General features: G+C 63.2%; 18 protein-coding genes and 1 tRNA gene. 8 read left to right on the top strand and 11 right to left on the bottom strand.

The annotated features are described in order from the left end of the window. Nucleotides 1-560 precede the first annotated feature (560 nt). The 3 genes from PCS43_RS12455 to PCS43_RS12445 form a co-directional block, all read right to left on the bottom strand. A complete protein-coding gene (locus PCS43_RS12455; RefSeq protein WP_270923042.1) occupies nucleotides 561-2,042 on the bottom strand; it encodes a protein NO VEIN domain-containing protein in 1,482 nt (493 codons plus the stop codon). A 633-nt stretch (nucleotides 2,043-2,675) separates the two neighbouring features. Continuing rightward, on the bottom strand, nucleotides 2,676-6,425 hold the full coding sequence (locus tag PCS43_RS12450) for an ATP-dependent DNA helicase (protein WP_073513399.1): 3,750 nt from the start codon (nucleotides 6,423-6,425) through the stop codon (nucleotides 2,676-2,678). Nucleotides 6,426-6,550: 125 nt separating this feature from the next. Then, the gene (locus PCS43_RS12445) at nucleotides 6,551-7,381 is read right to left on the bottom strand and encodes an N-6 DNA methylase (RefSeq protein WP_073513400.1); all 831 of its coding nucleotides are present in this window, start codon (nucleotides 7,379-7,381) and stop codon (nucleotides 6,551-6,553) included. Nucleotides 7,382-7,414: 33 nt separating this feature from the next. On the opposite strand from PCS43_RS12445, the gene PCS43_RS12440 reads away from it, so the two are divergent. Beyond that, complete coding sequence (locus tag PCS43_RS12440; RefSeq protein WP_245361523.1) at nucleotides 7,415-7,558, top strand: hypothetical protein; 144 nt, start codon at nucleotides 7,415-7,417, stop codon at nucleotides 7,556-7,558. A 1,059-nt stretch (nucleotides 7,559-8,617) separates the two neighbouring features. Here the strand turns inward: PCS43_RS12440 and PCS43_RS12435 are convergent. The 5 genes from PCS43_RS12435 to PCS43_RS12415 form a co-directional block, all read right to left on the bottom strand. Beyond that, a complete protein-coding gene (locus tag PCS43_RS12435) occupies nucleotides 8,618-8,884 on the bottom strand; it encodes a hypothetical protein (RefSeq protein WP_269616184.1) in 267 nt (88 codons plus the stop codon). A 43-nt stretch (nucleotides 8,885-8,927) separates the two neighbouring features. Next, nucleotides 8,928-9,149 (bottom strand): hypothetical protein, encoded by a 222-nt coding sequence (locus PCS43_RS12430; RefSeq protein WP_143173118.1) that lies wholly within the window; start codon nucleotides 9,147-9,149, stop codon nucleotides 8,928-8,930. A gap of 255 nt (nucleotides 9,150-9,404) precedes the next feature. After that, nucleotides 9,405-9,494: transfer RNA gene (locus PCS43_RS12425), tRNA-Ser, on the bottom strand. 51 nt (nucleotides 9,495-9,545) lie between these two features. After that, on the bottom strand, nucleotides 9,546-9,971 hold the full coding sequence (locus PCS43_RS12420) for a MarR family winged helix-turn-helix transcriptional regulator (RefSeq protein ID WP_020968140.1): 426 nt from the start codon (nucleotides 9,969-9,971) through the stop codon (nucleotides 9,546-9,548). A 128-nt stretch (nucleotides 9,972-10,099) separates the two neighbouring features. After that, nucleotides 10,100-11,338 carry an alpha-hydroxy-acid oxidizing protein gene (locus PCS43_RS12415; protein WP_270923041.1) on the bottom strand — a complete coding sequence of 413 codons (1,239 nt, stop codon included), beginning with the start codon at nucleotides 11,336-11,338 and terminating at the stop codon, nucleotides 10,100-10,102. Between PCS43_RS12415 and PCS43_RS12410 the strand changes: the two genes are divergently transcribed. Beyond that, on the top strand, nucleotides 11,337-12,326 hold the full coding sequence (locus PCS43_RS12410) for an NAD(P)H-quinone oxidoreductase (protein ID WP_007731765.1): 990 nt from the start codon (nucleotides 11,337-11,339) through the stop codon (nucleotides 12,324-12,326). The two genes, PCS43_RS12415 and PCS43_RS12410, sit on opposite strands and share 2 nt — an antisense overlap. Before the next feature lie 15 nt (nucleotides 12,327-12,341). Here PCS43_RS12410 and PCS43_RS12405 read toward each other — a convergent pair whose 3' ends face one another. Then, entirely contained in the window at nucleotides 12,342-13,544 is a 1,203-nt protein-coding gene (locus tag PCS43_RS12405) for a cysteine desulfurase-like protein (protein ID WP_007731767.1), read from the bottom strand. Between the two features lie 132 nt (nucleotides 13,545-13,676). Here PCS43_RS12405 and PCS43_RS12400 point away from each other — a divergent pair, with 132 nt between their 5' ends. From PCS43_RS12400 to PCS43_RS12375, 6 genes are all read left to right on the top strand, one after another. Continuing rightward, nucleotides 13,677-14,246, top strand: a complete 570-nt coding sequence (locus tag PCS43_RS12400) for a bacterial proteasome activator family protein (RefSeq protein WP_007731772.1) — start codon at nucleotides 13,677-13,679, stop codon at nucleotides 14,244-14,246. A 64-nt stretch (nucleotides 14,247-14,310) separates the two neighbouring features. After that, nucleotides 14,311-15,183, top strand: coding sequence for a galactan export ABC transporter permease subunit Wzm/RfbD (wzm, locus tag PCS43_RS12395; RefSeq protein WP_020968137.1), 873 nt, complete (start codon nucleotides 14,311-14,313; stop codon nucleotides 15,181-15,183). Between the two features lie 9 nt (nucleotides 15,184-15,192). Beyond that, nucleotides 15,193-15,999: a galactan export ABC transporter ATP-binding subunit Wzt/RfbE gene (gene wzt, locus PCS43_RS12390; protein WP_007731776.1), complete on the top strand. Its 807-nt coding sequence runs from the start codon at nucleotides 15,193-15,195 to the stop codon at nucleotides 15,997-15,999. Next, complete coding sequence (glfT1, locus tag PCS43_RS12385; RefSeq protein WP_007731778.1) at nucleotides 15,996-16,892, top strand: galactofuranosyltransferase GlfT1; 897 nt, start codon at nucleotides 15,996-15,998, stop codon at nucleotides 16,890-16,892. The genes wzt and glfT1 overlap by 4 nt, the downstream gene beginning before the upstream one ends. A gap of 174 nt (nucleotides 16,893-17,066) precedes the next feature. Next, nucleotides 17,067-18,137, top strand: a complete 1,071-nt coding sequence (gene rsgA, locus PCS43_RS12380; protein WP_209910898.1) for a ribosome small subunit-dependent GTPase A — start codon at nucleotides 17,067-17,069, stop codon at nucleotides 18,135-18,137. A 46-nt stretch (nucleotides 18,138-18,183) separates the two neighbouring features. Further along, nucleotides 18,184-19,011, top strand: a complete 828-nt coding sequence (locus PCS43_RS12375) for a TylF/MycF/NovP-related O-methyltransferase (protein ID WP_209910895.1) — start codon at nucleotides 18,184-18,186, stop codon at nucleotides 19,009-19,011. 3 nt (nucleotides 19,012-19,014) lie between these two features. Here PCS43_RS12375 and PCS43_RS12370 read toward each other — a convergent pair whose 3' ends face one another. Continuing rightward, nucleotides 19,015-20,880: a glycosyltransferase gene (locus tag PCS43_RS12370; protein WP_031332686.1), complete on the bottom strand. Its 1,866-nt coding sequence runs from the start codon at nucleotides 20,878-20,880 to the stop codon at nucleotides 19,015-19,017. Between the two features lie 68 nt (nucleotides 20,881-20,948). After that, nucleotides 20,949-21,758, bottom strand: coding sequence for a glycosyltransferase (locus PCS43_RS12365; RefSeq protein ID WP_054827093.1), 810 nt, complete (start codon nucleotides 21,756-21,758; stop codon nucleotides 20,949-20,951). Between the last annotated feature and the right edge of the window lie 81 nt (nucleotides 21,759-21,839).

The raw sequence follows: 21,839 nt of genomic DNA, 5'->3' as shown, positions 1-21,839 counted from the left end.
GAGGGATTTGAACCCCCGGTGGGTTTAACGCCACGTTCGCTTTCAAGGCGAGCGCGGGGAGAAATTCAGGATCCAGCAAGAGTTTGTCCTGGTCAGGTAGTTTACCTACGCGCGACCAATCCACACCTGACTATAACCCTCTCTATGTGTGTCACATCTGTGTCACATCAAGCCATCGTGACGTCACCTCGGATACTCGACAGTGACCAGCCCAGCCCGGCGCCACGCCGAACCACCCTCAACGAGAGGTTCGCCCGGGCCTGGACATCCCATTGTGCCTATCGCGCTGCACGGCTATCAACGAGTGCAGTGGCCAATCGCTGGCCGGAACCCCCACGACGGACCATATTCGGGAACCAACCGACCGACCGGGGGCGATCGCCCGACCACCACGTTCGATGCTTCGACGCCGAGCTCCCCGACGAGCGATTCGAGTTCGTCCTAGTGCACCACTCGTTGTGTCTATCACCGCAGCGCGAAAGGAATTCGCAGTGACCCGGCAGAGACGGAGTAGCCGCGAGCTCCGTCGAAACGTGCGCGACATCGGCCAGCACATCAGATCACGTAGACAACCTCGACGCTCTCTCCTTCAGCTCGCCAGAGGCCGACTGTCGCGATTCACACGGAGTCCATTCGTACGTAATCACTGTGAGCTGCCCGGTACCGGGGTCGAACGGGAGGACGCGAAAGTTGCCGGAATCGGGGTGGACATTCCCGCGTTCGTCGAATTGAATGCCAGACCAGATTCCCATGAAGCACTGCCCAGGGTATGCCTGCGCGTGCGCCACCTCCCCCCTCGTCACGAGCACCGCCGCGCCCGCCGACTGAGTGCCCTTCGCCTCGAGGAAGAGAACCCTGTCATCTTTGGTCGCCACGGCGTCGTACGGATGCCCGAGGTGAGTGTCGGCTACCTGCCACCCTCGACTCCGAAAGTCGTCCATCAGACGTTCCTGAGCCGCCGTCTCCACCTTGAGGCGAACGTCCAATTCGTGCTGGAAACCCTGACCTGACATCGACGGCGGAATGTCTGGGATGTTGCTCGGGTCGGACTCTCCTCTTGGTTCTGAATGCGTAATGAGAGAAGCACTCGGCGATTCAGTTTCACTGCCCGTGACGGCAACTGGCTTACCGATCGGGTCTGGGAACTTGCCCGCCTCCAGTTCATAGGCATCCCGGATTGTCTCAATCCACTTCCCGCACCGAAGCCGGACGGTACCGGACGACGGGGCACCACCCTGTTGTCGGGCCCAGGCGTCATACCCTTCGAATGTCGGACTCTCCACGTCGTTGAGGTAACTACGCACCCAGTGAAGACAATCCTCGCGCGTCCAGCTTCGGCTGTATTCACCACGAGGTGCTCTGCGTGCCTCAACGCCTGCCTCCTCGCATGCCGCAGACCATGATCCGAAGATCTGTATGAGGCGGGCGCTGGAAAGACCATCATTCCGGTGGCTGTCGTAGAACGGTCCGGACAATGGCGTCCCGCCGTCAAGAGACGCGACGCCGCGAATGCCCCCGAGGGCATGATCCCGCTCAGTCGCAGTCGTGACAATCTTTGCTCGGCGCCGGCGGGCCGACTCGGCCGATCCGAATAGTGATTCGACTTCCCGTACTGATAGCCCGGACCTGCGCGCCAACTCGTCCAAGTGGAAGTCTGCGTCAGCGCTCGCGAGATCGTGCGCTTGCTGAACCTTGAACTGGTGTCGGGCCGCGTCGCGTGCCTCCTTGAGATCTTTGGCGCTGAGTCCCGTGTGTTTCTTAACAACCTGCCGAACCCATTCGCGCGAGACATCGAACGCACGGCTAATGACGCTGAAGTCCTCTCCGTCCAAGGCTCTTCGGAGCATTTCGGACTCCCGATTGGCGATCACGACGTCCGGACCTGGCGGTTCGACCGGCATGGATTGCCCGGCCGATTCCACAGCGTGGCGGACGGTCAGTGCATCGATGCTGAAGATGGCGCATACCGTCCGAAGGGAGACGCCTCTACCTATCGCCGCGACGATTGCCGTATTCTGCTCTGCAGGCGGGAGTGTCTCCATGAACTGTATCCTTGCAAAGATCGCATACGGGCCGAGGAGGTGGCCCTTGGCTTTCCGCGCTACTAAGCTCTGATCGTTTCACTAGTCGCGAACCTTATTCTGCGGAGACAAGTTTCCGGATGCCTCCGGCGTTGAGTTCGGATACGCGGCCGGTACCGTGACGACAATTCGCGGGCCATAAGGCGCACGCCTGGCTATCGCGACAAGTGCAGGGCTCGGTTGCCATGGATGGCCACGACGGACGGTCGTCGCCGCGAGCAGTCTCGAAGTGTCCGGCCGTCAACTCCACTTGCCGGACCCTGGGTGCCCACCCTGGACTGTGCGGCGCCCTGCAAGTAGCGGGCTACTAGCGACCATGCCCCAGTGCGCCTCGCCCACCGCACATCCCCTTCCCGCTGATCCCGCGATTGCAGGTAAACGGTTGCGCTCTGTCAGAGTTGTCCAGGAACGCGGGACGGACCTTCCCGGCGCGGGTTCTCCCGCGTTTGGCGATCATGAGGTGTCGTAGTGGGAGGCGTTATGCCCAGACGGAGAGGTCGAGGGCGTCGGTGGCATCCACCGCCCTGGCATCGTCCGGGGCAAGGCAACACCCGATGGGCGCCGCCGGGCGGCTCGTGAAGACTTTACGCTTCGTTACATGGGCCGCTTCTTGGGCAGCGCTTTCTTTGCCAGCATCTTCTTGGCTGGAGGGCTTCCCTTCGATGGTTCACCGAATACGTGCTGTGCGAGCTGTCGCCAGGCGGGCACATCAACCCCAACCCGGTCGTCCGTCCACACCAGCGTTCCTTCCGGCCCGCCGCCGTCAGCGAACGGCAGCACACCGTTGGCGCGATACCACTGCTTTTTCTCCTCCCAGTTCGCGGCGTACTGCGGATCGTCGAGCATTCCCAGATGCTCCCAGACGATGCGGCGCCCGGTGGTGGTCTCGATGGTGAAGTCCGGGTACCGGAGGGTTCCGTCGGTGCCGACCAGCTCCTGCTCGTACACCCACCGACCCGGCACCATCGATTCGAGGATGTCGGCCAGGATCACTTCGTTCTTGCTCCGCACCAGGACACCGGTGCCGGTGACGTGGACCAGGTTCGAATCGACCCGGTGGCTGGTTCCCGCGACCACGATCTGCTGTGGGGTCGGCGGGCGAAACAGGTCGGTCAGTCGTGCTGCGGTCTCGGATGCGGACGGTCGAGCCAGCGTGCGCAGGTCCCCGACCGCACCGTCGTGAAGGATGATCACCCGGTCGGTATGCCGGGTCAGCGCGGTATAGAGCAGCTCTCTCGACACCCGGGTCCGCGACGGCAGCATCAGGAAGGTCGTGCCGAATTCGGATCCCTGCGACTTGTGCACGGTCACCGCCCAGGCCAGTTCCAGCGGGGGATCCTCGGACGAGGACGGCCAGTAACTGTAGGTCCAGCCCACCTGGGACGAGTACTCCACCTTCGCGGGAACGTTCTTCTTCTTGTTGAGCCGGCCGACGACGACCCCGATCTCACCGTTGGCGACGTAGTCGAGCCCGGTGCCTTTGGGCCATGCCTTCATCGTGCTGTTGCGGGTGTGCATGACCTTGTCGCCGCGCACGATCAGCTCGGGTCCGATCGGTTTGGGAATGTTCCACCCCCGCGTCTGGGCGGCGAAGGTGGTATCGCTGGCGCGGAAGGTGCGCTTGAGATGCCGATTGAGTTCGACGCTGCCGAACTGGCGGGACCGGGTGGGGGTCAACACTTGCCATTGTTCCGAGTGTTCTCCGGCCCCGCCCTTCCCGGTCTCCCAGTTCAGATAGGGATCGTTCCAGGTGCCGCCGTAGGTCAACGCGAACGCGGTCTGCGGGTCGGGATGGGTGGTGAAGTCGAGTTCCTCGTGGAGAAGGTCGATGAGAGTCTTCTCGGGACTGCGACCGGCCCAGCTCACATGACGAACCGTGGTCAGGTCCGAGGTGGCGCGCAACTGCTCCCAGATCGCATCGTCATCGGGGCCGAGTTCGTCGCCGCCGAACCACTTCGCCAGGGCCAGGTCGGCACGACCGAGACCGCCCTGACGGCGGGTCACCTGAAGCTCGACGTAACCCGGCCCGACACGTGCGACCGTGGAGAACCGGTCGGGACGTAGATGCTGAACGAGATCGACGAACGGACGGCCGGGACCGATGGGCGGAAGCTGGCGCGGATCTCCCACCAACACGAGCCTTTTGATGCTGGAGAAGGAATCGAGGGTGGCGGCGAGCATGTCCTCGGTGAGCATGGACGCTTCGTCGATCACCACCAGGTCTGCGCGTTCGCGGGTCGACGGCTCGCCGGTGACGCGGTATTGCCCGGCGCTGCCGTCGTACCGTCCGGACCTGCTCAGGTGGCTGGCAAGGGTGCGGGCCGGATACCCGACCTTCTGCTGCAGCTGGACCCGCGCCTTGCCGGTGGGCGCAAGTAGGATCGGTGCGCTGCCCGCAATACCCGGCAACGACACCAAGGCCCGCAGCAGCGTGGTCTTTCCGGTTCCCGCCGGTCCGATCAGCACCGAAAGCGGGGAAGCGTAGAGCTCGCCGAGCCCGGCTGCCTTCTCCCGCCGGGCAGCTTCCTCCTCCGGGTCATCACCGACGGGAGCATCGATGACGGCGTCGATGACTGTGCGCGCCTGGGTCAACGAACCGAAGCGTTCCGTGGCCAACCGCGGGGTGAGCCAGTCCCGGATCACCTCGGCCACCTCGGCCAGGCGCGTGAGCTTGTAGGCGGGCACGTCGTCGCCCACGACCGTCCCGAGGATCGGTGTCCATTCCTCGCTGTCTGCAAGGGTCAGGGCGTCGAGGTCCTGCCCCATCAACACCTCGTCGTTGAGCCCACACGACGTGGCAACCGGTATGTCGCCGGCGCGGACCACTGCCTCGGTCTGCGGAAGGACCGTGTTTCCCTCGACTGCGCCCCGTTCGAGCACATCGACCAGCAGGGCTTCGATCCGGCGCCGATCGAGGTGATCGTCCATCTGCGCGTGGTCGGGCAGCGGTGAGGACCAGGACACGTGCTCCGGCGGAAAGCAGGCCCGGTCGATCGTCGTGAACGGCACGTGCCGTGGATCGGTATACGTGCAGATCGCCGCGTAGTACGGGTTGACGAGGAACTCCTCGAATGTCAGTTCGACGAGGGTGTCACCGCTCATGATCATGGTGACCTGCTCGGGAGAGACGTCGAACGCCGACAATGCACGTAGGGCCGCATGCCGAGCCTGGGGCAGCTTCATCCAGATCTTGCCGATCGACGGTCCGATCACCGAGCGCACGTCGGTCGGGAACTGTGCCGGGTCGGCGAAACCGGCCTCGAGAAACTTCCACGGATCGCCGCCCTCCGGGATATGCGAGAGCACCAGTCGCGCGGCGCCGTGCGCGGACGGCACCTTCAGGTGCGCCAGGACGGAACCGAGTCCGGGGGTCGGGCCACGCAGCTGCCACAGGCGTCCGAGCTGCGCATCCACCCAGTCGGTCGCGTTGGACGACACCTCGATGCCCAGCTCGATCAGCCCTCGGGCCGCGGCGGACAGGCTGAGCAGCGACTCGATCGCGGCGTCGTCTGAGAGATGCTCGGTCACATACGAGAACTCGACGTCCCGGCCCTCCGGTGCCCACGCCAACGCGGTCTCCACGTCGACACCGTTGTCGAGCAGTCCGATCAGTTGTTGATACGGGAGCAGGATTCCGTCGGTCATGTCCGGTCGCAGGCTGTGGCTTACCGCGGTCTCCCACATCGACGATTCAAACGGTGACTGGCCCTGGTGGCGCCACATGCCTGGAAGGGAGACACCGGTGACACGAGCAGCCCCAACGAGCAGCCTGCGGGTACTGCCCTCCTGGAACGGGGAATGTTTGAGATAGGCGAAGACCAGCGACTCCCCGGCCGAGACCGGCTCGAAAAAGGACCGGATGATGGCCTGTTGATTGGTGCCGTCCATGACCCACCTGGGTTGGAACCCGAGGAGTGTGCCGATCCGGTCTTCCGCCTCGGGATTGTAGTCGGTGCGCCACTGCGACCAGATGTCGCCTTCGAAGGTTTCGCGGTTAAGCCAGCGGAACGGGACCGATTCGAATGCGTAGCCGGGTACGGCGACCGGGGTCGGTTCCAGGGTTCCAGTCAGCTTCTTGTTCGAGGCATAGGGGTGGGTCTTTGTCACGGTGTAGCCGTCGGCGGACATGAATGTCGCACGTTCGTTCAAGCAGGGCAGCCGCTCCGAGATCAGGTTCGCCATCGGTGTGCCCGCGTTCCCGTGCTCGTATTCGTCGAGTCGGCGGTCACCGATGTTCTTGAGCAAGATGCACGACGAATTGTCCAGGGGGCGATCGCAGAGGTGTCCGTCCCACGCCCGGTCTCGCCACGGCACGCGCATCGACAGGTGCTGAATCGGTGACATTCCCACACTGTGCCACGAGGCATCGGGTGGGTCCTTGTGACACGACCGAGCCGGGACTCTTCGCCACAGCGACGAATGCCTGACTCCGATGCAATTTGTCCTCGACGCCCGATTGCGCTCTTATGTCAACCAAACCACTGGCTTTTCATTGCGCCGCCGCATACTCGGGCCTTTCCCGTTCCCAATCCACGTTGCGCCTGAGTTGCACTGGGCGGAATGCCGGGCGGCCTTGGACGCCGACAACGTCGAGGGTTCCGCTTACTCGCCCCGGGCATCAAGGGCGCGGACCGGTTCTCCGTATCCCGGCCGGCGACCTCGGCGGCGTAGGCCGCCAACGCGTCAGCGACGGCAGAGAACTCAGCGAGCGCGGCGCTCAGGTCCTCGACAATCTCTTGAGCGATGATCTCCGGCGGTACCCCGTCGTCGGCGTCGGTCAGCGACGGGTCCTTGAGCCACGTGATGTCTAGGTTTGCCTTGTCCCGGGCGACTAGCGCGTCGTACGAGTAGGGCTTGAACCGCTCGGATTCGACACGAGCGGATCGATCGTCGGCGTTGAATGCCTCGACAAACGGGGCGAAATGCTCGTCGCGCAGCGGCCGCTGCTTGAGCGTGAAATGTTCGCCGGTGCGGAAGTCGTACACCCACAGCTGGTCCGTCCAGGGCTGGCTGGGCCGGGCCTGCTTACGGTTGAAGAACAGCACAATTGCCTTTACGCCGCCCGCGTAGAAGATGCCCGTCGGCAGGCGTAGCAGGGTGTGGACGTCGTACTCCTTGAGCAGTCGTCGGCGGATGGTCTCGCTGGCGCCGCCCTCGAACAGCACGTTGTCCGGCACGACCACCGCGGCGCGACCGTCGATGGCGAGCATTGACGCGATTTGCTGGACGAAGTTGAGCTGCTTGTTGGTGGTCGTGACCCAGAAGTCCTGACGGTTGTATGCGACATCCTCGCGAACCACCGTAGCGCCCCAGGGGGCGAGGACCTCGCACTCATGTCTCGACGCGAAGCCGACAGTCGAGGCCGCATGCTTTCCGCTTGGCGCGAGACAGCAACCGCCCTCGCCGCCGGCCTTGGCCGGGATGGCGTCGAGTGGCTCGACGACAACGGTGACGCCGACACGGTCGAGCGTCCGTAGGCGCGGCTGGCACCTGACTGGGACATCGATGTTGATCAGGTGACGGCGTAACCCAGCTGATAAGCCGCACTACCGATCAACCCAGCCAACGCGGAATGCATCAGCGGCAGCGAGATTTCAGGCCGAACGGGCAATGCATCACTGGCCCGTTCACACAGACCAACACAAACACTCCCCGCAAAACCAACCCCGATAGACGATCCCATCAAGATCATCGTGCGCACGACAGATTACACGAGCCCAATCCCGAATCCGACCGAGCGCCGATGAGCCGACGGCAAGCTCTTGTCCGCCAATATTTTCTTCAGTGCCAGCCTTGCCATCCTCGCTGTTCACGTCGCCCACGCTGGCCCAACTAGATGAAACTCGTCCAACAAATCATCCACGGCTAGAATAGATTTCGAGCATATTGTAACTCTTCGAAAAATTTGGGATGGCGCATTTTTTCAGGCCACCGCCGCTAAGTAATAACCGCTAAGTAATAACTCGGCCGACTAACAAATCAAATAACCGAAGGGCGCTTGAGTCGGAGAAGCCCTACCCAAGCAAGGCCGCCAACGCGTCCACTTCGGATGCATCGGTGTGGGCGTACGTTCGCAGGACCAGCGTCCCGCCATCCGCGGATGGAGCCACGCGGCAACAGCGGATGGAGCTGCTCCCGCTGCAATCAATCGTGACGCCGCCGTGTGCCGAGCGGCATGAAGCCGGCGGTGCGGTACGCGCGCGTACCGAAGTGCTTCCTTCCACCAGTCATCCAGAGTCCGCGGCGCCACTGGTCGACCATCCCACTGTGTGAGCACATGGAGATCTCGAGCCCTCCCCATTCAACACCCGCTCGCTTCCTGGCGAACTGCTGTCGTTCTTGCGTGCCCCGCAGGACGGTCAGCACTGAGGCCGGGAGCTTCAACGATCGCCGTGCACTCTTGCTCCTGCCATTCTTCTGATCGATGGTTTGACCGGTGACACGAACCCGGGTCCGCACTGCCACCGTGATTCGACCGGGATCCAAATCAATTGCGCTCCAGCACATTCCGGCCAGCGCACCTCGCCGGAGCCCGATCAGCGCGAGATGCACCATGGGCGCGTGGACCACGGCCATGTACTCAGCCGAACGCTGGCCGTCGAAAGCGGCAGATCGGTTTTGGAGTGCAATTCCAGCAGCCGCGCGACTTCCTTTTCAGTGAGCCGATCGGAAAGATCGAGAGCGCCCTCATAGGTGTCAACACCGTCCTTTTTGCGAAGCGGTTTCACATATTGGATAGGATTCGCGCTCAGTACGTTCCGACGCTCGAGATCCTTCCAGACAGCCTTGGTGCGCGCCAGCATCGGATTGATTGACGTCCGCTTCCACTCACGACCCCCCGGCCCACTACCAGCTACGAGGTCCCGGACGAGCTGCTCCACCTCCCATCGCTGATCGTCCGCACATCGCGACCACCAAAGCGGGTGACCAAGGCGCCAGCGCAGCCGTGAGAGTAGTCGGATTAATGCGCTGCGCGCCGAGCCAGCCTGCGACCGCCTCGGCCACCGTCACAACTTCAGCTTCGTCGGCAGCAGCGGCCGTAGCCTCAGTGAATGCTGTGTCTTGCACCTTGTCGAGATACTCCCCCCACGAGTGCCGCCGTAGCGAACCGGCGTCGGGCCTGGCGCCTCGAACCATCTGGACCCGTCAGCCGCACCCGGACTTCGTAACGGATGTCACCGCTCGGCAGCGTGACTTCCTCCACTCCTTTGCGCAACGCCATGGGTGCGATCCTAGTGAGGATGTGTCACATCTGTGTCAGACCGAATACATTGTCGGATAATCGGTCGTCAGGGGCGGTTATTCGAAAACCGCCCCTGACCTTGGCGGAAGCGGAGGGATTTGAACCCCCGGTGGGTTTAACGCCACGCTCGCTTTCAAGGCGAGTGCATTCGGCCGCTCTGCCACGCTTCCGTGGGCGATCCTATCGGGTGTTCCCACGGACCGCGAAAACGGCTCCAGAAGTCAGCGCTCGCCGATGGCTTTGTCGACCTTCTCGAAGACGTCTGCCAGCACGTCCAGTTCCTGGGGAGTCAGCAGATCGACCAGATTGTTCCGCACCCCGGCCACGTGAGTAGGCGCTGCCTCGGCGAGGCGACGCCTACCCTCTTCCGTGATCCGCGCGAGCACGCCGCGACCATCTTCGACGCAGGTGTCTCGCACGACGATGCCCTGAGATTCCATCCGCCTGATCTGGTGCGTGAGGCGACTCCGCGAAGACAGCACGCCGTCTGCCAGGTCACTCATCCGCAACGACCCGTCAGCTGACTCCGAGAGCATGACCAAAATGCGGTAATCGGCCAACGACAGGTCGTGTGAATCCTGCAGTTCGCGGTTGAGAACCTCCATGAGGCGCTGATTACCGTCCATGTAGCCGCGCCATGCACGCATCTCGCATGGCGTCAGCCACGGTGTCTCACCGTGCGCCGCCTGCGATGTCTCCTCGGTTGTCGCTTCAGCTGTCACAGGTTCCAAGTTTAGACCTGTGTCCGCCCGTCACAGTAAGACTCACCCTAAAGTCACGAATTGGACATCAGGATCGAACGGTCGATTTCGGCAACCGATGCCAGCCCCGCCAGTCCCATAGTGAGATCCAGGTCGGCCAGGAGACTGCGCAATGCATGACGCACTCCGTCCGCTCCGGCCAATCCCAACCCGTACACCCACGGCCGCCCGTACAGCACTGCGTCGGCACCCAAGGCCAGAGCCTTGATTACGTCTGCGCCACAACGAATTCCGGAGTCCATCAGGATGTCCACCTCATGCCCCACCGCATCAGCGACGGGACCGAGAGCATCGAGTGCCGAAATCGACCCGTCAACTTGACGCCCACCATGGTTGCTCACGACAATGCCGTTGGCGCCGGCTGCGACGGCCTCACGTGCGTCGTCGGGATGGACAATTCCCTTCACCGCGATCGGAAGTGTCGTCCACTGGCGAAGTTTCGCGATATCGGCAATCCGCACCGCATGATTGCCGAACAACGACACCCACGTGAGAACCGCGATCTGCAGCGCTTCTGCGCTCTCCTCGGGCGGCGTCGCCAGTTTGGCGCGGAACACCGGATCCGACAGGTAGTTGGCAATACCCTTCGCCTGCAGGAACGGAAGGTAACCGAGTTCGAGATCCCTTGGACGCCAACCCATACCGGGAGTGTCGGCAGTCAGGACGATAGCCTTCGCGCCCGCCGTCTCCGCTCGGCGGACAAACGACTCGGCAAGTTCGTCGTCGGCCGGCCAGTACAGCTGGTACCACCAGTTCTCGCCGGAGGCCGCCGCTACGTCTTCGATGGTCGAGGATGCCGCCGTCGAGAGAATCGATCCGATCCCCAACTCGGCGGTGACCGAACCGACCGCAACCTCGGCGTCGTCGTGGACCAAGCCGAGCACGCCCACCGGAGCCGTCAGGATCGGTGCAGCCAACCTCGTCCCCAACACCTCGACGCTCAGGTCGCGTGCGTCGGGCGCCGCAGTCCCCCGCAACATCCGCGGCACGATCGCATGCTTGTCGAACGCCCGCAGATTCGACACCGCGGTCCGTTCGGTCGACGCGCTACCGGCGATGTACCCGAAGGCCTCCGGTGAGAGTTGCTCGCGCGCGGCATCTTCCAAGCCTGCCGCAGTCATCGGCAAAGCCGGCTTCGCGCCGCTCAGTCCCGTCAGACAAATCTCGTTCTGCATGTTCCCGAAGTAAGTCACGTCCGCGACGGTAGCGGCAAAACACCCGTCAGCGGGGAGATTCGCTAGCGTCGTATCCATGTACGCCATAACGATCGATCAGCCCGGCGGTCCCGAGGTCATGAAATGGGCGCAGCAGCCCGATCCTGAACTACCTCGCGGGCACGTACTCGTCGAGGTCGCCGCGACCGCAGTCAACCGCGCCGACCTGCTCCAACGTCAAGGCTTCTACCCGCCGCCGCCCGGCGCGAGTGACATTCTCGGCCTCGAATGCTCGGGTGTGATCACCGAACTCGGCGAAGACGTCACCGGTTGGTCCGTCGGCGACGAAGTCTGCGCACTGCTGGCCGGCGGTGGCTATGCCGAGAAGGTTGCGGTCCCGGCAACACAACTTCTCCCCGTTCCCGCTGGCGTCGATCTCCGTGTCGCAGCGTCACTGCCGGAAGTTGCGTGCACAGTGTGGTCCAACGTCGTGATGCGCGGCGGACTACGACGCGGACAGGTACTACTCGTCCATGGCGGTGGCGGCGGAATCGGCACCCACGCCATCCAGGTCGGCAAAGCCCTCGGCGCCCGCGTCGCAGTTACCGCGGGTTCGGAGGACAAATTGAACCGCTGCCGCGAATTGGGCGCGGATATTCTCATCAACTATCGCGACAGCGACTTCGTAGCATCACTCGCCGAAGCCACCGACAACCACGGCGCCGACGTGGTTCTGGACAACATGGGAGCGTCGTACCTCGGGCGCAACGTCGACGCACTCGCCATGGACGGCCACGTCGTGATCATCGGAATGCAGGGTGGCCGCAAGGGCGAGGTCGACATCGCCAAGCTGATGGGAAAGCGCGGAAACATCACGTCGACGGGCCTGCGTGGGCGTCCGCTCACCGGCCCCGGCGGTAAAGCGGACATCGTCGCCGACGTCCGCGCGAAGTTGTGGCCGTTGATCGCAGACGGATCGGTTCAACCGATCGTGTCGACCGAACTTCCGATCACCGAGGCGCCATTAGCCCATCAGTTGCTGGATTCGCCGGAAACCGTAGGCAAGGTCATCCTCACCGTGAAGTGAGCCGAGCGGGATCGATCAGCCCAGGGCGCCGAGTTCGGCGACCAGCTGATTGATCTCGTACCGCGTCGTGTACGGCGCAAGGCCGACGGTGACCGCGCCGCCTTCGTCGTTGACGCCGAGGGCGTCGAGCAGCCTGGAACCGCCGTGCGTACCGCTGACCGTCGCGATGCGCTTGTCGGCCAGATGCGCGGCGACCTTGTCTGCCGCCATGCCCTCGAGCGTGAAGCTGAGCGTCGGCACCCGCGTGGGTGCGCCGCCGATCACCATCACGTTGGGTAGGGCTGCGAGAGAACGCATCAGGTGATCGAACAGACCGTCCTGGTAGTCCTGCAGCGAGCTGATCGAGGTTTCGAGGCGCTCACGCCTGGTTCCCGTTGCCGATTCGTCCAAGCCCGCCAGGAAATCGATCGACGACGTGAGACCGGACAGCAGCGCGAACTGATGACCGCCCACCTCGAGTCGCTCGGCGCCACGCGCGTACGGGTTGAGCGACACGGCCGGAATTCGGTCGAGCAGTCCGGGATCGCGGAAGACGAGTGCGCCCACCTGCGGACCGCCCCACGACGGCGCGCTGACGGCAACGATGTCCGCCCCGAGATCAGCCATGTCCACATGCGCATATGGCGCTGCACCGACGGCGTCGACCACCATCAGTCCGCCGAATTCGTGCAGACGATCAGCTGCGGCGCGGACGTTCGGAGCCGAACCGACGACCGGTGATGCGGCCGTCAAGGCCACCAATCGAGTGGTCGAGGTGATGAGATCGTTGAACTGCCAACTCGGGAGCTCACACGTTTCGATTTCGACCTCTGCCCATCGCACCTGAGCGCCGTAGCGACTGGCCACACGAAGCCAGGGCGCGACGTTCGCCTCTTCGTCGAGGCGCGAGAGTACGAGACCGGTTCCGAGGCCCAACCGCGAACTGAGCGACTCGGCGAGCCAAGCCAACAACACCGCTCGGTCTGATCCGAGAACGACTCCCGCAGGATCTCCGCCGACCAGATCGGCGACCGCGGTGCGCGCACTCTCGAGAATGGCAGCACTACGACGGTTCGAGACGTGGCGACCGGAGGAAGAAGATGCAGAGGCACGGAACGCGGTGGAGACCGTCCGCGAGACGGCGTCCGGGATCTGCATTCCGGCCTGCGGATCGAGGTGGATCCAGCCGTCACCGAGTGAGGGAATCAACCCCCGTACGCGGGCAACGTCGTAAGCCATGCTCGACACTCTAGGTGCAGACGCCCGCTTAGTCGAAGGCAGTCACCCAATTACCCGTCAGTACAGTTATTCGATAGCTAACTTTTTGGGGGTTACGCGGCGTTTGTCGCCCACACACGACAAGATGGAAGCATGACGAACCCCGACAAAGAGCAGGTACTCGTTATCGGACCCGACGGTCGACCCGTCGCGATGCCGGTGGCCGAGGCAGAGGCCGCCACCTCCGGCACCACCGAAGGCGCGGAATCCGAAGCCGAGTCCGTCGCCGAGATGGTCGAGCAGCCGGCGAAGGTCATGCGAATCGGCACGATGATCAAACAACTCTTGGAAGAAGTGCGCGCCGCGCCGCTCGACGACGCCAGCCGCAAGCGCCTCAAGGACATCCACACCTCGTCCATCCGAGAACTGGAACAAGGCCTGGCACCCGAACTCCGTGAAGAACTCGAGCGACTGAGCCTCCCGTTCACCGACGACTCCATTCCCTCGGACGCCGAACTGCGAATCGCGCAGGCCCAACTCGTCGGCTGGCTCGAAGGACTGTTTCACGGAATTCAGACCGCACTGTTCGCGCAGCAGATGGCAGCGCGCGCTCAGCTCGAACAGATGCGTCAGGGCGCACTGCCTCCCGGCATGAGCATCGGGGCTCCGCATTCGCCTGCCCATCCGGACCAACAGAGCCCAGGAACCGGCCAGTATCTGTAACTCGGACCACCACGAAGTCCGCGGGAAAACCGGCTCCGACGCCAGGCCGGTAGGCTCGACCTCCGTGTCAGCATCCGCAATCGAATCCGAGACGCCGGGCGCACCCGCGCCCGTGTCCGACTCCCAGACGTTCCGTCGTGCGTTCAAAGACCTTCGCGACGGTCTGAATCAGCGTGAGTTGTGGCTCAGCCTCGGCTGGCAGGACATCAAACAGCGCTACCGCCGGTCGGTGATCGGTCCGTTCTGGATCACGATCGCCACCGGCGTTCAGGCCGCCGCGATGGGTCTTCTGTACTCCGCGTTGCTGAACATTCCGCTCAAGGAGTTCCTGCCGTACGTCACGGTCGGGCTGATCGTGTGGAACCTGATCAGTGCAAGCATTCTCGAAGGGTCCGAGGTCTTCATCGCCAACGAGGGCCTGATCAAGCAGTTGCCGTCGGCGTTGAGTGTGCACGTATATCGCCTGGTTTGGCGTCAGGTGCTGTTCTTCGCGCACAACTTCGCGATCTACATAGTTCTTCTGTTCGCGTTCAGTATCTGGCAGAACATGAGCTGGACGGCGCTCGCGGCAATACCGGCATTCGTGCTGATCGTCGCGAACACGCTGTGGGTCTCGATCGTCTTCGGTATCTTCTCCACCCGGTACCGCGACATCGCCCCCATCCTCGGCAGCCTCACCCTGCTGCTGTTCGTGCTGACGCCGATCATGTGGACGACGCAGGCTCTCAAGGATCAAAGTCCAGAAGCCGCAGGGCGCGTGCGACTCGCCGAGCTCAACCCGCTGTACCACTACCTCGAGATCATCCGAGCACCACTCATCGGGGCCGACCAGCAGGCATACCACTGGTACATCGTCATCGCCTTCACCGTCGTCGGCTGGGCCGTCGCGATTCTGGCACTCCGCAAGTACCGGGCACGCGTGCCCTACTGGGTCTAGAGGAAACACATGAGTCAGCCAGTCAGCATCCACACGCAGAACGCGTGCGTCGACTTCCCGATCTTCGACGCGAAATCCCGCTCGCTCAAGAAGGCCTTCCTCGGCAAGGCCGGAGGATCCATCGGCCGCAACGACTCCGATGTCGTCGTCGTCGAAGCGCTCCGCGACATCACGATGACGCTCAAGGAAGGCGACCGCATCGGGCTCGTCGGCCACAACGGCGCCGGCAAATCCACCCTGCTGCGCCTGCTCTCCGGAATCTACGAACCGACCCGGGGATCCGCCAGCATTCGCGGACGCGTCGCACCCGTCTTCGACCTCGGTGTCGGCATGGACCCGGAAATCTCCGGGTACGAGAACATCATCATCCGCGGCCTGTTCCTTGGTCAGACCCGCAAGCAGATGCTCGCGAAGATGGACGAGATCGCCGAATTCACCGAACTCGGTGAATACCTCTCCATGCCACTGCGTACCTACTCCACCGGTATGCGCGTTCGCGTTGCCATGGGCGTCGTGACCAGTATCGATCCCGAGATCTTGCTTCTCGACGAGGGCATCGGTGCCGTCGACGCGGAATTCATGAAGAAGGCCCGCATCCGGCTGCAGAAGCTGGTGGAACGCTCCGGCATCCTGGTATTCGCCAGCCACTCCAACGAATTCCTCGCTCAGCTGTGCAACAGTGCGATGTGGATCGACCACGGCCAGATCCGCATGCAAGGCGACATCGAAGACGTCGTACGCGCCTACGAAGGTGACGACGCCGCCGAACATGTGCGCCACGTGATCAAGGAAATGGAACGGGAGAACACCCCGTGAGCGCACCCGAGAAAATCATCGGGGTCGTCGTCACTCACAAACGTCGTGAACTGCTGGCCGAATCCTTGAAGGTTCTCAGCACCCAGTCGCGTCCGCTCGATCATCTGGTTGTCGTCGACAATGCCGACGAAGCCGATGTGAAAGAGCTCGTCGACAACGCTCCACTGCCGACCAGTTACATCGGTTCTCAGCACAACCTCGGCGGTGCCGGAGGATTTGCTCTTGGCATTCTCTACGCGCTTTCACTCGGCGCCGACCGCGTCTGGCTCGCCGACGACGACGGCCGCCCGGAGGGGCCTGAGGTCCTGGAAACACTGCTCGACTGTGCAATTCGGAACGACCTGGCCGAGGTCTCCCCCGTCGTCTGCGACATCGACGACCCCGACCGCCTTGCCTTCCCACTTCGCCGCGGCACGTCGTGGCGCCGGTTGCGTTCCGAGCTCGGCGACGAGGATCTCCTGCCCGGCATCGCGTCCCTCTTCAACGGCGCACTGTTCACCGCCGACGCGATCGATGCCGTCGGAGTTCCGGATCTACGCCTGTTCGTCCGCGGCGACGAGGTCGAGGTACACCGTCGCCTCGTGCGCTCCGGCCTGAAGTTCGGTACCTGCCTGCAAACTGCTTATGTCCACCCCAACGGCGCGGACGAGTTCAAGCCGATCCTCGGCGGACGCATGCACACGCAGTACCCCGACAACGACACGAAGCGCTACTTCACGTACCGCAACCGTGGATACATCCTCTCCCAACCGGGAATGCGGAAACTGCTTCCGCAGGAATGGGTTCGGTTCGGCTGGTACTTCCTGATCACACGCCGCGATCCGGCCGGACTGCGCGAGTGGATGCGATTGCGCAAGCTCGGCCGGGAAGAGAAGTTCGAACGTCCGAGTTAAGTCGGCCGCCCCGAGTTAATTCAGTTGCACAGTCGCGTCTGCGGCTGAGACGATTCTGATCCGACGCATGGTGCGTCCTGAGATTTTCGAGGAGTGAGTATTGATGACTGTCGTGTTCCGCAGTTTCAGCACCGTCAACATTCACACTTCTTCGTACTCGAGGACACACTCACCATGCCGGAAAACAGCGCGCCCCTGACCGAATACGGTTGGAACGCAACACTCTCGAACACATTCACTGCCCTGGCCCCACCGGACTCCGCACCCGGGCGCGTTCTTCGCGTCGACCGAGGGCGGTGTGACGTGACCGTCGCCGAAGGCACAGTTCGCGCACTCAGCGGCAGCGATCCACTCTGTACGGGTGACTGGGTCGCCGTGGCCGAGTTACGGGACTCACGCGAACCCGAGATGCACACGGTCACTTCGATACTCCCCCGATCAAGCAGCATCGTTCGATCCTCGGCATCCGGAAAATCGGAAGGCCAGATTCTGGCGGCCAATGTCGACACCGTCGTCATCGCCACGGCTTCGGACGGCGACGTCGATCTCGGGCGCATCGAGCGACTACTCGCACTCGCCTGGGAAAGTGGTGCAACCCCTGTCGTCGCACTCACCAAATCGGATGCAGCTCACTATATCTCCGACACTATCGCCGAGGTCACTGCCATTGCGCCCGGCGCAACAGTGCTGGCCGTCAGTGCCGAGACCAACGAAGGAATGGATGTACTCGATGCAGTTCTGGACGGCACCGTGGCGATACTCGGTCCATCAGGCGCCGGTAAGTCGACGCTCGCGAACGCCCTCCTCGCGGACACCACAGACGCCGATCGACTCGAGACCGGTCGCGTTCGGACCGGTGACGGAAAGGGACGCCACACCACCGTCACCAGAGAGTTGATCTCATTCTCCGGCGGCCGGACACTGATCGACACACCCGGCCTGCGAGGGGTCGGCATGTGGAACGCGGCGGAGGGGATCGAGAAGACGTTCCCCGAGATCGAGGAGCTGATTGCAGAGTGCCGGTTCTCCGATTGCGCACACAACTCCGAGCCGGGATGCGCAGTCCTGAGCGCACTCGGGCGTGGCGATATCGATGAGCGGAGGCTCGCGAGCTACCGGAAACTACAGCGAGAGAATGCATGGAACGCCGCGCGAAGCGATGCTCGTCTGCAGGCAGAGAGGACGCGGGAGATCAAGGTGATCTCCCGACAACTCAAGAGTCACTACCGCGGTCGGGACCGGTAGCGAACAAAGCCTGGCAGCATGGGAGTGATCCCGACGAGAGGTTGCCATGTTCGAGCAGTTCCGTTCCAGCGCCAGAACCAAGCTTCAGCGTGCGGTATCCGAGGTGGTCGAGGCCGCCGACCGGCGCAACGCAGATCGCACGCAACAGATCCTCGATGCGCTGACGCTCTCACGTGACGAACTGGCCGAGGCCCGCGGTGACATCGCGGGCCTCCGGTCCAGGATCGACGAGCTGGAATTTCGCCAGCGTCGGGATCTGGCCTACGCCGTGGATCTGGAAGCGACAGCGTCGACTGCCGAGTTCATCCTCGAACACCTTCGCGTCGCGGAGACATTCGGCCACCCGCACGACACGCTGCGCCACGCATTGGGCTTGATCGAAATACCCGGCATGGCACTCGAATTCGGCGTCGCCAGCGGAACCACACTCAGGATCGTCGCGGAGGCTTTCACCGAACGCGAGGGGACCGTCGCAGGTTTCGACGTGTTCTCCGGCCTTCCGGAGACCTGGCGCACCGGGTTCCCGGTCGGCGAGTTCGCTCAGGAAGCCATCCCCGAAGTGCCTGGAGCGCAACTTGTTCCGGGCCTCTTCGAGGACACCTTGCCCTCGTTCCTGAACGACGAATCCGGCCCCGTTGCGTTCCTGCACCTCGACGCCGATCTCTACTCGTCCACCAAGACGGTGCTCGATCTCCTCGGCGACCGCCTGGTACCCGGGTCGATCGTCGTCTTCGACGAATTCTTCAACTATCCCGGGTGGCAGCAGCACGAGTACCGGGCGTGGACGGAGTTCGTCACACGCACCGGCATCTCGTTCGAATACCTCGGGTACACCGTCGACAACGAGCAGGTCATCGCCAAGATAGTGCGTTGAGGCTCACTTCTCGTACAGTCGAGCCCAGTTCTCGCGGCTGGTGAGCTGCGGGAACTCGCGAGCGAATGCTTCAGCCACACTTGGCGCTTCGGCGAGGAACCGCTTCATGACGCCGGCGAGGCGACCGCTCATCTCGGCGGCCTTCTCGCTGTCGAAGCGGCGTTCGCGCACGCCTCCCTGCGAAGCATCGGTGACGAAGACGTGATCGAAACGTCCGACGTGCCACCACTGCGCATCTTCGTACGAAATCGCCACCGGACCTCGCTCGAGGTGATTGCGAGCCTGCATCACAGCGCGTTTCGCCAGAACGAGGTCCGTCCACAAACCGGGTTTCGGGCTGGGCGCAACGCGGCGGATCGGCAGCCTGCCCGGCAGCTCCGACGCCGGGCGGGTCACAGTCTCGGGGAAGCGCTTACGTTCCTGGTTGATCGCGGCAAGCGCCTTCTGCCCACCGTCCGCCAAACCTGCCGGCCCCTCGAGGAATCCCTCGATCGCCCGGAGTTGCGTATGTGCAAGGCCGTACTGCAAACCCACGATCGAGTGCGAAATATCCCGGGAGAGCTGCTTCGCGAGGGTTTTGGGTGCAAACCCTGGGTCCAGCGCAGCGGTGATCAGACCGTTGCGCGTACTGAAGTAGTGCGCGAAACCGTCGACGTCCTTCCAATAGAAGTCCGCATGCCACACAGCAGCCGACGGCAACGTGATGGTGGGAATCCCGGCCCGCCCGGCCCGCAAGCTGTACTCGACGTCGTCCCACTGGAAGAAGACCGGCAGTGGCAAGCCGATCCGCTCGATGGCTTCAGCAGGAATCAGGCAAGACCACCAGCCGTTGTATTCGGCGTCCACGCGACGTTCCGGCAGTTTCTCGAGCACACTCCGGTTACGAACACCGTGCTCATCGGTCGGTACACCACGCTGAAGCGTGCCCAGATCCACGCGTTCACCCGAAGCCAGCAGGTAGTCGGGGTTGAACAGGAAGAGCATCTGGGCACCGATCAACGCCGGCTCCGTCGTCATGTTCGCGAACGCACTCAGTCGAAGAACCGATTCGGGTTCGCACAGAATGTCGTCGTCCATCAAGATCACGTCGGCGTGCGGCCCGGCCGCCGAAGCCTCGTACAGGCCCCGGGTGAATCCGCCGGCACCACCCAGATTCGCCTGCCGCAGATATTGCAACCGCGAACCGAACTTCTTCGACACTTCCTGGAACAGCTCACGGCTCTCTACCGGATCCGTTCCCTGATCGACGACGTACAGAGCGTCGAGCAACGCGAGTACACGCTCGTCGGACGCGAGGGCCTCGACCGTGCGCGCACAGTCGTCCGCACGATTGAACGTGCAGATCGCCACGGCTACCGGGCGAATCGACTCCGGCGAGACGACGGTCCATTCCACATCGTCGACCACTGCGCCGCCACCCTGCGCTTCGAACTGCAGCCACAGTGCCCCGCCGTCGACGAAAGTATCGAGCGGGGCGGTCATGGACACTCGCTCGTCGCCGGTCACGACGACGTTCGTCACGATACGACGGTGGCCACCGATGTCCGAGGCCTGGATCTGGATGCGGCAAGCGGTATCGGCCACGACATGTGCAGTGACGGTGACCTCGGTGACATTGGTCCAGCGCTGCCAGTAGCTGGCCGGAAAACGACCGAAGAAGGTATTGGTGTGCGCGACCGCGCCCGGCTGAAGCCGCAACTCGAACCGCGATCGCGTCGACATACCGACCTTGGTCACCGCATACAGTTCGTCACTGGCGACGGGCGAAGTTCCGGTGAACAACGTCCGCTGCGCCAGCAGTCGATCCGACGTCGCGCTGCGTTCGATCAACTCGACTCCGGAATCGGACTGGTCATCGGTCGTGTTCACGGTATCCACGCCCCGCAGGGTATCGCGAATCCGCACCTCGGCGCCCCGGGCACCGAGTCACACCAGGTCTACCCGTGATTACTCACTGCAGCGGCGGAGCGCAGCTCGGTCTTTCGCCGACGAAGCGACAACAGACCCTTCGCCATCTGGACCACGTCCTTGGGCGAGATACGGCTCGCGTGCGCCAGATGATCGTCGCTGAGTCGGATCGGGACCTCGACCGGGCGCACCCCAGCCAATTCGAGCGCGTAGTCCAATTCGGTGGTGAAAAGGAATCCACGCTCGGTCAGCGAGGGTGCGATTCGACGCAGCAAAACGCCGTCGACGATGAATGTCCCCTGGGGGTCGCCCGTGCGGGTACCCAGCACCACCCGTCGCAGCGTCGCGAATCCACCCGTCATCACCGAACGCAGCAAGCCACGTTCCACCTCTGAGTCCGAATGAGCCTTTGAACCGATGACCACCGGCGGGACGGACCCTAGATCCGCCATCACGCGGTCGGCGCCTTCGATGTCACCGAAACCGAACGGAAGGTCGTCCGCGGTGAGCAACACGCGTCGTCCACGAGAAGCAAGCGTCCCGGCGCGAAGCGCTGCGCCCATCCCTTTGTCGCTGCTCATCGGCAGGAAGGTCACTCCAGGCCAAGACCAGGAAGCTGCCAGAGCAGCACACACGTCGGCAGTGTTGTCCGTCGAACCGTTCTCCACGACGATGATCTCGACCTGACCGGCGCTCTCGGCCGGGCGGCTGGTGAAGTACTCGGCGAATTGACGCACCGTCGACTCCAGCACCTCGCCTGAGTTGTATGCGGGGATGATCACCGAGAGTTCCGGCGTAGCTGGTTCCCCACGAACGGGTTCCGTTCGCGATGTCGCCACGTCCCGATCTCCTTACTTCCCCGACTGCAGTTCGAACTCGTCGGAATACTACGCTCCGAGAAACAAGGCGCAGCCCAGGCT

The organism is Rhodococcus sp. C-2 (assembly GCF_027854095.1).
GTDB lineage: Bacteria > Actinomycetota > Actinomycetes > Mycobacteriales > Mycobacteriaceae > Rhodococcus_F > Rhodococcus_F qingshengii.
The sequence above is the reverse complement of the archived record's forward strand: the minus strand, read 5'-3'. Positions and strand labels throughout refer to the sequence as shown.

Excerpts from the sequence above, each read along its gene's own strand:
- PCS43_RS12435 (WP_269616184.1), bottom strand. The coding sequence starts at position 8,884 with ATGCTGGCGCGCACCAAGGCTGTCTGGAAGGATCTCGAGCGTCGGAAC.
- PCS43_RS12440 (WP_245361523.1), top strand. The coding sequence starts at position 7,415 with ATGTCTCGACGCGAAGCCGACAGTCGAGGCCGCATGCTTTCCGCTTGG.
- PCS43_RS12375 (WP_209910895.1), top strand. The coding sequence starts at position 18,184 with ATGTTCGAGCAGTTCCGTTCCAGCGCCAGAACCAAGCTTCAGCGTGCG.
- PCS43_RS12405 (WP_007731767.1), bottom strand. The coding sequence starts at position 13,544 with ATGGCTTACGACGTTGCCCGCGTACGGGGGTTGATTCCCTCACTCGGT.
- PCS43_RS12420 (WP_020968140.1), bottom strand. The coding sequence starts at position 9,971 with ATGCGTGCATGGCGCGGCTACATGGACGGTAATCAGCGCCTCATGGAG.
- PCS43_RS12415 (WP_270923041.1), bottom strand. The coding sequence starts at position 11,338 with ATGGATACGACGCTAGCGAATCTCCCCGCTGACGGGTGTTTTGCCGCT.
- wzt (WP_007731776.1), top strand. The coding sequence starts at position 15,193 with ATGAGTCAGCCAGTCAGCATCCACACGCAGAACGCGTGCGTCGACTTC.
- PCS43_RS12400 (WP_007731772.1), top strand. The coding sequence starts at position 13,677 with ATGACGAACCCCGACAAAGAGCAGGTACTCGTTATCGGACCCGACGGT.
- PCS43_RS12455 (WP_270923042.1), bottom strand. The coding sequence starts at position 2,042 with ATGGAGACACTCCCGCCTGCAGAGCAGAATACGGCAATCGTCGCGGCG.
- rsgA (WP_209910898.1), top strand. The coding sequence starts at position 17,067 with ATGCCGGAAAACAGCGCGCCCCTGACCGAATACGGTTGGAACGCAACA.
- PCS43_RS12450 (WP_073513399.1), bottom strand. The coding sequence starts at position 6,425 with ATGTCACCGATTCAGCACCTGTCGATGCGCGTGCCGTGGCGAGACCGG.
- PCS43_RS12410 (WP_007731765.1), top strand. The coding sequence starts at position 11,337 with ATGTACGCCATAACGATCGATCAGCCCGGCGGTCCCGAGGTCATGAAA.